We start from the raw sequence: 8214 nt of genomic DNA on the forward strand, positions 1-8214 counted from the left end.
ACGACCTCACGCCGACAAGGCAAATTGCCTTTGAGACGCAAGTAGGCCGCCCACGCTCCCAGGCCGGGCGCGCTGCCTCAGCGCACCGCCACGACCCCACCATCACGCCCATGCGCCAGCAAGAACACCCCCGCCTCGCTTCGCTCCCCACTGCGCACCGTCACATCCACCAGGCAGGCCTGCCCCGCGTCCACCGCCCGCACCACCCGCGTCTGCCTCGGCGGCGATGAACGGCCCAGCCGTTCGACCAGCTCACCGTACACCGCCTGCCGGCCAACCGCGCCAGCCGCGCCGAGGCTGCCGTCCATCGCGAACTGCGCCGTCAGGCCCCATGCGTCGCTGGCGTTCCAGCGCGCGTCGAAGTCGTCCAGCCGGCGCTGCAGCGCGGCCTTGTCGTCGCAAGGCGATGCGGCCGCAAAGGCCTCGGACGGCAGGCTCAGCACACCGGCGGCAACGATGCCGAGGGCGGACACGAGGGCGGTGAACAGGCCCAGCGGGGCCGAAGAAATGAAGCGCTTCATGGATATCTCCTTGATGTCAGTCGGAAGGGTCAGGGACGGATGGCCGCCATCGGCGCAAGCGGCGCGAGGGGCTCCGGCACCTTGTTGCGGACGGGCGGCAGGCTCTTCAGGTAGGCGAACACGGCCTTGAGGTCGTCGTCCGTCATCTGGCTGTAGACAGGGATGGGCATGGGCGGCAGCACCGGCCGGCCGCGGCCGAGGTGGCGGCCGGTGCGGATGGTCTGCACGAAGTCGTTCTCGCTCCAGCGGCCCAGCCCGGTCTCGACGTCCGGCGTCAGGTTGGCCGAGAAGCTCACGCCCCAGGGGCCGGAGTAGGCCGTCGCGGTGGCGGCCGTGACCACCATCCACGGCCCCGGCGGTGGCGCGACCGGCGCGGTGATGACGAAGTCCTGCGGGTGACCTGACAGTGCCCGCGCCATGTCGGGCTCCGGGCCGTGGGCACCCATCTTCAACGGCGTGTGGCAGTCCCTGCAGCCGCTGGTGTTGACGAGGTACTGACCGCGCTCGATGCGGTCGGCGGCCTGGGCGGTGCCGGCCAGCAGGATGAGGACAGGGATCAAGGCTTTCATGGGCGGGAGGTCTCCGGGTTGAAGTGATGGGCCAACAACGCCAGGCCCTGGGCATCGAGGTCGCGGGTGCCCAGGGGCGGCATCTGCTGGTAGGGGTTGCGGGTGCCGGCACGCCTGAGCACCTTGGCCGCGTCCACCGGCGCGGGCGGCTGGCCCACGTCCAGCGCCAAGCGCAGCGGCACCGGCACGCCACCATCGAAATGGCAGTGGGCGCAGTTGCCGTGGAGATAGCCGCGGGCGGCGTGCTCGACGGAGTTGCTGGCAATGAAGTCAGGCGCCTGCGTGGCCCAGGCGGCGGGCGCGTTCTTCAGCAGGCCGTCGCGCAGCAGCGCCGGCACGGCCGGGCCCAGTTGCAGGGCCGCGAAGCCCAGTACCGGGCTGCGCGCGCCGGCGTGGCAGGCCATGCAGTCGCCGATCGACGGCACGTCATAGCGCCGGCCGCCGGGCAGGGTCAGCGTCAGGCCACGGGCGGGGGCGCGCACCGCGTCGTCGCCGTTCCAGACATAGCTGGCGAACTCCCAGCGGCCATCGGCGCCGAGCACGAAGTGCGGCGTCTCCACCGGCCGGCCGTCGACGCTGAACTCCTTCCACAGCCGCGTGCCAGTAGGGAAGCGCCAGGCGTCGGGCTGGCTGGCGTCCACCTGGCCGCCGGGCGGCAGCGCGATCCAGCGCCGCTTGGACGCGCCGTCCGACCACAGCGCGAAGCGCGGCTCGAAGGCGCGCACGCCGGGCCCGCCCAGGCCGGTCTGGCTGAGGCGCTCGAGCAGCGTCGCCCAGGCGGGGGCGGCGGCGCAGAGCAGCAGGGAGAGGACGAGGCGGTGCATGGCTGGGCACTTTGCCGAGCCGCCCGGGCGCCGGCATCGCCACTAAGAGCCATGCGACGGGCCATGGCCCTGGCCCATCGCGCATGGCCCGTCGGAGCGATGGCAAGCGCGGCGCCGGCCGGAACACTGCCGGGCATCCGGCCTCCTCTTCCAACTTCACGCCGGCCTTAAGGACTCACCATGACCACCATCGCCCCGCGCCTGGACCTCTACGCCCACATCCACAAGGCCTTGCGCCTGTTCATGAGCGACACGCTGCAGCAGCTGAGCCGCATCGACATCGACGACCCGCTGGACCTGGCCGCGAGCCTGGCCCAGTTGGACGCGCTGCTGGACGCCGCCCGCCACCACATCGACAAGGAGAACCAGTTCGTCCACCCCGCCATCGAGGCCCGCCGCGCCGGCGCCAGCGCGGCCATCGAGGCGGAGCATGAGGAGCATCTGGACAGCATCGGCGCGCTGCGGGCCGAATCCGCCGCGCTGCGGGCCATGCCGTCAGCGGGCGCGGCGCAGCGGCTGTACCGGCGCTTCGCGGCCTTCGTGGCGCACAACTTCGAGCACATGGCCGTGGAAGAGAGCCGCCACAACCAGGCGCTGTGGGCGGCCTACTCGGACGCCGAGCTGTTCGACATCCACGGCCGCATCATGGCCAGCATCGCCCCGCGCGAGATGAGCGAGACGCTGCGCTGGATGATCCCGGCACTCAACCCCGCCGAGCGGGCCATGGTCGTCGCCAGCATGCCGCCCGCGGTACAGGCCCCGGTACTCGCCTCGGCGCGGGCGCTGCTCAACGACACGGCCTGGGCCAAGCTGTGCCGGGCGCTGGGTCAGGCGAGCGTGCCGGGCCTGGTGGCCGCGTGACCACGCTGGTTCCACCAGGCCGCCGCCTCGCCGCGTGAGTTCAGCCCCAGCTTGTCAAGGATGTTGGCCACATGCCGCTTGACGGTGTGAGGGCTGAGGTCCAGCGCGCGGGCGATGTGCTTGTTGCTGGCGCCGGCGGCGATCTGGGCGATGACCTCGGCCYCGCGTTGGGACAGGCGCTCGTCGACCGGTGCGCTCGGCAGCGCTTCGACAGCCACGGCCACGGTCGCGGGCCGCACGGCATCGGCCCAGCCGCGCAGGCGGGCCAGGTCGGCGGCGTCCAGCAGGCCGACCCAGTCCTCCTGCGCCATCCGCAGCAGCTGCGGCGCAGCCCACAGCAGCCCGCCGGGCTCGCGGCGGGCCAGGGCCGGCGCCAGGGCTTGTGCCGCACCTTGCCTGTCGCCGCCGTCCAGCAGCGCAGCGGCCAGGCGCAGCCGCGTTTCATTCAACTGGCCGAGCAGGTCGCCGCCTTCACCATCGGCCAGCAGGCCACGCCAGGCGACGATGGCCTCGTCGCGCCGGCCCTCCAGCGCAGCAAGCTGAGCCTGCAGGCCCAGCAGCGGCCGGGGGCGGTGCGGCATGGTCAGGTCGGGGAGGTCCGCGCCCAGGCGGGCCAGCCGCTCCAAGCCCTCGCTCAGGGCCACGCGGTTGCCGCCAGCCGCGGCCATGCGGCTCATGAAGAAGGTGGCATGCCATTCACCCCAGCTGCCATAGCCCGGCACATGCTCGGCCAGCCGCAGCCGCATCAGATGCAGCGCCGAGTCGTGCCGACCCTGGAGGAGCTCCAGCATCGCGTGCAGCGCCTGGCCGTGGTTGCGGGCGATGATGAGCCGACCGAACCACGCCGCATCGGCCTCGGCACGCGCCAGGAGCTGCCGGCACTCCGCCACCCGCCCCTGCCAGAACAGGTTCCAGGCCTGGGCCATGTGGGCGTTGACACCGAAGGGCAGCGGCCGGTCGCCCAGCACCTGCAGGGCGCCGCGGTACCAGCGCTCCACCACCGGCGCAATGCCGGCGCAGCTGATTTGCCGTGGCGCCGGCGAGCCGGTGTACCAGGCCTCCAGGGACGCGCTCTGCAGCAGCTCCGTGACGAGGGAGTCCATCAGCGGCGCCACGGCGTCGAAGTGGCAACTCTCCATCGCATGCCACATGCGGCCCAGCAGCGTCATGCGGCGCAGCTCGCCACTCAGCGCGAAAGGGTCGAGGTCGCGCAGCAGCGCCTCGGCCTCGCGCAGCCGGCCCTGTGCGATCAGCAGGATGCTGCGGTGGGCGCTCGAGGCGCGCAACCCCGCCTCATCGCCGCGGGCCTCGAACAGCACCTCGGCGCGGCTGAGGTGCCACTCGGCCTGCTGCGCCTCCCACAGCACCCACAGGCTCAGCGCCTTCACGCGGTGCAGCTCGGGGCTCGCCTCGGCGAAGGCCGGATCGAAGCGGCGCGTCAGGTCCAGCAGGCCTTGCGCGCCGAGCTGGTTCATCAGAAGCGCGCCGTCGCCCAGCAGCAGCTCGGCCGCGCGCTCCGGCCGGCCGGCGGCCAGCAGCAGGCTCTGGCGACGCAGCGCGTCGGTCTCCAGCACGGCGGCGCGCTCCAGCATCTGGCGGTGCACTTCGGGCTGCTCCTGGCGCAGGCGCTGCTGCAGCATGTCGCGGAAGAGCTGGTGCAGGCGCAGCGTGTGCGGTGCGAGGTCGACGACGGTGACGAACAGCGACAGCCGCTCCATCTCCGCCAGCCAGCCCGCGGCATTCGCGTCCTCGCCCAGGGCCTGGCAGCGCGCCGCGTCCAGCTCGTGCAGCACGCTGGTGCGCAGCAGGAAGCCGCGCAGGCCAGCCTCCAGACGGTCCAGCACCTCGGCGGCGAGGTAGTCGAAGGTGGCGCGGTCGATGGCCGCGGGCAAGCGCTGGCCCTGGCTCATGCCGAGGGCCAGGCGCAGCCCGGCGGGCCAGCCCTGGCAGCGTTCGTAGAGGCCGGCTGCGGCGCTGCCGTCCAGGCCCGCCGCCTGCGCCAGCTGCTCGACCTCGCCGCGCGCCAGCGCCAGCTCGGTCGCGCCCAGATCGGCCAGCTCGCCGGTGGCTCGCAGCCGCGCCAGGCGCAGCGCCGGCTCGTGGCGCGCGCTCAGCACGAGGCGCCAGCGCTCGCCCATGCGGGCCAGCCAGCGGTCCAGGAACTGCAGCGAGGCCGTGTCGACGAGGTGGTGCGCGTCGTCCAGCACGATGAGGCCGTGCGTCACCTCGCAAGCCTCCAGCGCGTTCAGCATGGCGTCGGCCACCGTGACGATCTCGGCGCCGCCGCGCAGTGCCGCATCGCGCAGGCCCTCGGGAGCCGTGCGCCAGGGCGGGTCATAGGGCTCGAAGGCCGCGAACAGGCAGTCCAGCAGTCTGCCCAGATCGTCGCCCTCGTCCAGTGCCACCCAGGCGACAGCCGTCTCGGCGGACTGCGCGGCCAGGGCCTGGGTCAGCAGGGCCGTCTTGCCGTAGCCGGCGGGGGCGCAGATGAGCAGCACGCGCTGGGCGTCCAGTGCCCGCGCGACATCGGCCAGCAAGGCCGGGCGAGGCAACAGCATGCCCTCGCGGGGGCGCGGAGCGCGGGTCTTGGTGTGGGCGAGGGCCATGGCGGGAAATGATAGGTGCGGTCGGCGGGGCACCTCGGTTTGAAGCTGGCGACTGAAGTGCCAGGGTCTTCTCCTACGCGTTCATGCGGCCTTGCTCACCTGCCCATGTGGAGCAAGCTCGACTAGATTTGAATCGTCGAGAGCCAGAGTTGCAGCTGAAGAGTTGCACTACAGGCGATGACCGACATAAAGGCCCGATGCGAAACGCACCGGGCCTTTTCTTTTGTGGATGATGCGGGCATGAACCCCGTCCTCATCGAAGTCCTGCGCGGCGGCGCCGTCGAATCACTCCATGCCGGCGCGCTCGCCATCGTCGACGCCTCGGGTGCCGTGCACACAGCCCTGGGCGACATCGACCGGCTTATCTTCCCGCGCTCGGCGGTCAAGCTGTTGCAGGCGCTGCCGCTGGTGGCCAGCGGTGCGGCCGAGGCCTATCAACTCAGCGATGAAGAGCTGGCCCTGGCCTGTGCCTCCCACAGCGGCGAACCTGAACATGTGGCCACGGCCGCCGGTGTACTCGCCAAGCTCGGCCTGGACGAGACCGCGCTCGAATGCGGCACCCAGTGGCCCGGCCGCGAGCCGGTGCTGCGCGGCATGGTGGCGCGCGGCGAGCAGGCCACGGCGCTGCACAACAACTGCTCGGGCAAGCACAGCGGCTTTGTCTGCGTGGCTTGCCTGATGGCGCGCAACGCAGGCACCGACCCGGCCGAGTTCGCACGTGGCTACATCGCCGCAACACACCCGGTCATGCGCGAGGTGTCGGCGGCGCTGTCGGCAGCTACCGGCGTCGACGTGGAGCAGGCGCCGCGCGGCATCGATGGCTGCTCCATCCCGACCTTTGCGCTGCCGCTGCGGGCACTCGCGCTGGCCTTTGCGCGCGCCGGCACGGGCCAAGGCCTGTCCGCCGCCAACGGCCGCGCGGCGCGCCGGCTGCGCGAGGCGGTCGCACGGGCGCCCTTCATGGTGGGGGGCACGGACCGTTTCGACACGCGCGTCATGCAAGCCTTCGCTGAGCGCCTGTTCTGCAAGATCGGCGCCGAGGGCGTTTACTGCGCGGCGCTGCCCGAACTGGGCCTGGGCGTGGCGATGAAGATCGACGACGGCGCCGCCCGCGCCGCCGAGGCGGCCATGGCCGCCGTGGCTGCGGCGCTGCTGAGGGCCGAGGACGATCTACTGCAGGGCTACAGCCACCTCCCGCTGCGCAACTGGCGCGGCGTTGACGTAGGCTCGCTGCGGCCCGCGCAGGCGCTCACGCGGGCGTTGGCGCCGCAGTCCTGAGCGGCTGTCTGTCGCTCAGTTGCGGTCGCTGCGGGGCGGCAATGGCTCTTCGTTAACCGTAGTGACGGGCGCTGCCGGCGTCGTGGTGGTGGTGCTCACGCTGGTCGAGGGCTCGGGGCTGCTCGGATAGGTGGTTGTTGTTGTGGTGGTGATGGCGGGCGCCTGATCGGCCGGCGGGATCGCTGCCGTGTCGCTGGCCATGGGCACAGCGGCGGGTGCGGGCTCGATGACCGGTGCGGCGGCCACGGTTGCCACCGGGGCCGGCATGACGGGCGTGTCGGCCTGGGCCACGACGGCCTGCGAGTTGTCCGTCGACTCGCGCGACAGACCGGCGGTGTCGGTCCGCGTGCCCGCGCAACCGGCAATGCCGAGGATCAGGCCGGCAGTTGCAATAGCAACGCCGGTGCTCAAGGGGTTGAATCTCTTGCTCATGGTGACTCTCCAAGGTGGGTTTGGACGGCAAGTGCGGCGGATGCCGCTCCCATAACCCGGCAACCACCGTTCCCACGACGGCTCCAGCCTGTGCATAAAACGATACAAAACGAAACCAAGCAAGCGCTTGGTTGGCTGCTACATTCCAGCCCCATGCCCGCTCAACCCACCGCGCCGACACCCGCGAGCCCCGAACCCCTGCCCGCCCGCGACCGTCTGCTGGCCGAGGCGATGCGGCTGTTTGCCGAGCGCGGTTTTGACGCGGTGACGACGCGCGAGATCTGCGCCGCGGCCGGCGTGAACCCCGGCGCCATCCACTACCACTTCGGCGACAAGGACGGCCTCTACCGCGAGGTGCTGCGCCTGCCCGTCGTCGAGCTGCACCGGCAGCTGGCCGGCTTCGACGAGCCGGCCCTGAGCCTGCACGAGTCCATCTGCCGCTTCATCCAGCCCTTTTTGTTTGACGACGGCGCCTGCAGCGCGCAGCTGTTCTTCCGCGAGATGCAGGCGCCCAGCCCCATCTTCATGGAAGCAGTGGCGCGCGACGTCGGGCCCATCTTCGACCGCTTCGCCCGCCTGCTGGCCCGCCACGCGGGGCTTGCCGAACCCACGGCCGCCATCCACCAGCTCGCCATGGGCCTGCAGGCCATGGCCCACGACTACTCCATGACCCGGCCGATGCTGGACGCCTTCCACCCCGAACTGCTGGCCGACGACCCGCTGCTGGAACAGACCTGCCGCCGCCTGGCGGACTGGGGCTGCGCGCTGGTCGACTACGAACGCAAACGCCACGCCTCCCAATGAAGACACGCCCCCTCCTCGCCGCGTCCATGCTGGCGCTGCTCGCTGCCTGCACGACCGCCCCGCCCGCCGCGCCGCCCGCATCCGCGGCTATCCCTGAAGCCTGGCGCTCGCCCCTGCCGCACGGCGGCAGCACCGCTGCGCTCAGCAACTGGTGGCAGGCCTTCAGCGACCCGCAACTGGCCCGCCTGATCGAGCGCGCCCAGGCCCAGAGCCCGACGCTGGCCCAGGCCGCCGCACGCCGCCGTCAGGCCGAGGCCGGCGCCGCGCAGGCGCGCTCCGCGCTGCTGCCGCAACTCTCGGCCGGCGCCCAGGCCCAGCG

Annotated in this window: 9 protein-coding genes; 4 read left to right on the forward strand and 5 right to left on the reverse strand. The window is 72.0% G+C overall.

What is annotated here, in order from left to right:
- Window positions 1-77: 77 nt before the first annotated feature.
- Genes ACXRVZ_RS20730 through ACXRVZ_RS20740 form a run of 3 tightly spaced genes read right to left on the reverse strand, consistent with a single transcriptional unit; the run spans window position 78 to window position 1914 of the window.
- Complete coding sequence (locus ACXRVZ_RS20730; protein ID WP_457424048.1) at window positions 78-521, reverse strand: hypothetical protein; 444 nt, start codon at window positions 519-521, stop codon at window positions 78-80.
- A gap of 29 nt (window positions 522-550) precedes the next feature.
- On the reverse strand, window positions 551-1090 hold the full coding sequence (locus ACXRVZ_RS20735) for a c-type cytochrome (RefSeq protein WP_457424050.1): 540 nt from the start codon (window positions 1088-1090) through the stop codon (window positions 551-553).
- Window positions 1087-1914 (reverse strand): hypothetical protein, encoded by an 828-nt coding sequence (locus tag ACXRVZ_RS20740; RefSeq protein WP_457424052.1) that lies wholly within the window; start codon window positions 1912-1914, stop codon window positions 1087-1089. Before ACXRVZ_RS20740 ends, ACXRVZ_RS20735 begins: the two co-directional genes overlap by 4 nt.
- Window positions 1915-2094: 180 nt before the next feature.
- Between ACXRVZ_RS20740 and ACXRVZ_RS20745 the strand changes: the two genes are divergently transcribed.
- Window positions 2095-2775 (forward strand): hemerythrin domain-containing protein, encoded by a 681-nt coding sequence (locus ACXRVZ_RS20745; RefSeq protein ID WP_457424054.1) that lies wholly within the window; start codon window positions 2095-2097, stop codon window positions 2773-2775.
- Here ACXRVZ_RS20745 and ACXRVZ_RS20750 read toward each other — a convergent pair.
- Window positions 2742-5381, reverse strand: a complete 2640-nt coding sequence (locus ACXRVZ_RS20750; RefSeq protein ID WP_458232779.1) for a LuxR C-terminal-related transcriptional regulator — start codon at window positions 5379-5381, stop codon at window positions 2742-2744. The genes ACXRVZ_RS20745 and ACXRVZ_RS20750 overlap by 34 nt on opposite strands.
- Window positions 5382-5621: 240 nt before the next feature.
- Here ACXRVZ_RS20750 and ACXRVZ_RS20755 point away from each other — a divergent pair, with 240 nt between their 5' ends.
- Window positions 5622-6659, forward strand: a complete 1038-nt coding sequence (locus ACXRVZ_RS20755; RefSeq protein WP_457424058.1) for an asparaginase — start codon at window positions 5622-5624, stop codon at window positions 6657-6659.
- Window positions 6660-6674: 15 nt separating this feature from the next.
- Here ACXRVZ_RS20755 and ACXRVZ_RS20760 read toward each other — a convergent pair whose 3' ends face one another.
- Window positions 6675-7091 carry a hypothetical protein gene (locus tag ACXRVZ_RS20760; RefSeq protein WP_457424060.1) on the reverse strand — a complete coding sequence of 139 codons (417 nt, stop codon included), beginning with the start codon at window positions 7089-7091 and terminating at the stop codon, window positions 6675-6677.
- A 153-nt stretch (window positions 7092-7244) separates the two neighbouring features.
- Between ACXRVZ_RS20760 and ACXRVZ_RS20765 the strand changes: the two genes are divergently transcribed.
- Together ACXRVZ_RS20765 and ACXRVZ_RS20770 are read left to right on the forward strand one after the other, a co-directional pair.
- Window positions 7245-7895 (forward strand): TetR/AcrR family transcriptional regulator, encoded by a 651-nt coding sequence (locus ACXRVZ_RS20765; RefSeq protein ID WP_457424062.1) that lies wholly within the window; start codon window positions 7245-7247, stop codon window positions 7893-7895.
- Window positions 7892-8214 (forward strand): TolC family protein (locus ACXRVZ_RS20770; RefSeq protein ID WP_458232780.1); only part of this gene is annotated, 323 nt, incomplete at its 3' end. The genes ACXRVZ_RS20765 and ACXRVZ_RS20770, both read left to right, overlap by 4 nt.

Source organism: Roseateles sp. P5_E8, from assembly GCF_054177665.1.

Coding starts and splice junctions, on each gene's coding strand:
- ACXRVZ_RS20730 (WP_457424048.1), bottom strand. CDS start 521: ATGAAGCGCTTCATTTCTTCGGCCCCGCTGGGCCTGTTCACCGCCCTC.
- ACXRVZ_RS20765 (WP_457424062.1), top strand. CDS start 7,245: ATGCCCGCTCAACCCACCGCGCCGACACCCGCGAGCCCCGAACCCCTG.
- ACXRVZ_RS20740 (WP_457424052.1), bottom strand. CDS start 1,914: ATGCACCGCCTCGTCCTCTCCCTGCTGCTCTGCGCCGCCGCCCCCGCC.
- ACXRVZ_RS20745 (WP_457424054.1), top strand. CDS start 2,095: ATGACCACCATCGCCCCGCGCCTGGACCTCTACGCCCACATCCACAAG.
- ACXRVZ_RS20735 (WP_457424050.1), bottom strand. CDS start 1,090: ATGAAAGCCTTGATCCCTGTCCTCATCCTGCTGGCCGGCACCGCCCAG.
- ACXRVZ_RS20760 (WP_457424060.1), bottom strand. CDS start 7,091: ATGAGCAAGAGATTCAACCCCTTGAGCACCGGCGTTGCTATTGCAACT.
- ACXRVZ_RS20755 (WP_457424058.1), top strand. CDS start 5,622: ATGAACCCCGTCCTCATCGAAGTCCTGCGCGGCGGCGCCGTCGAATCA.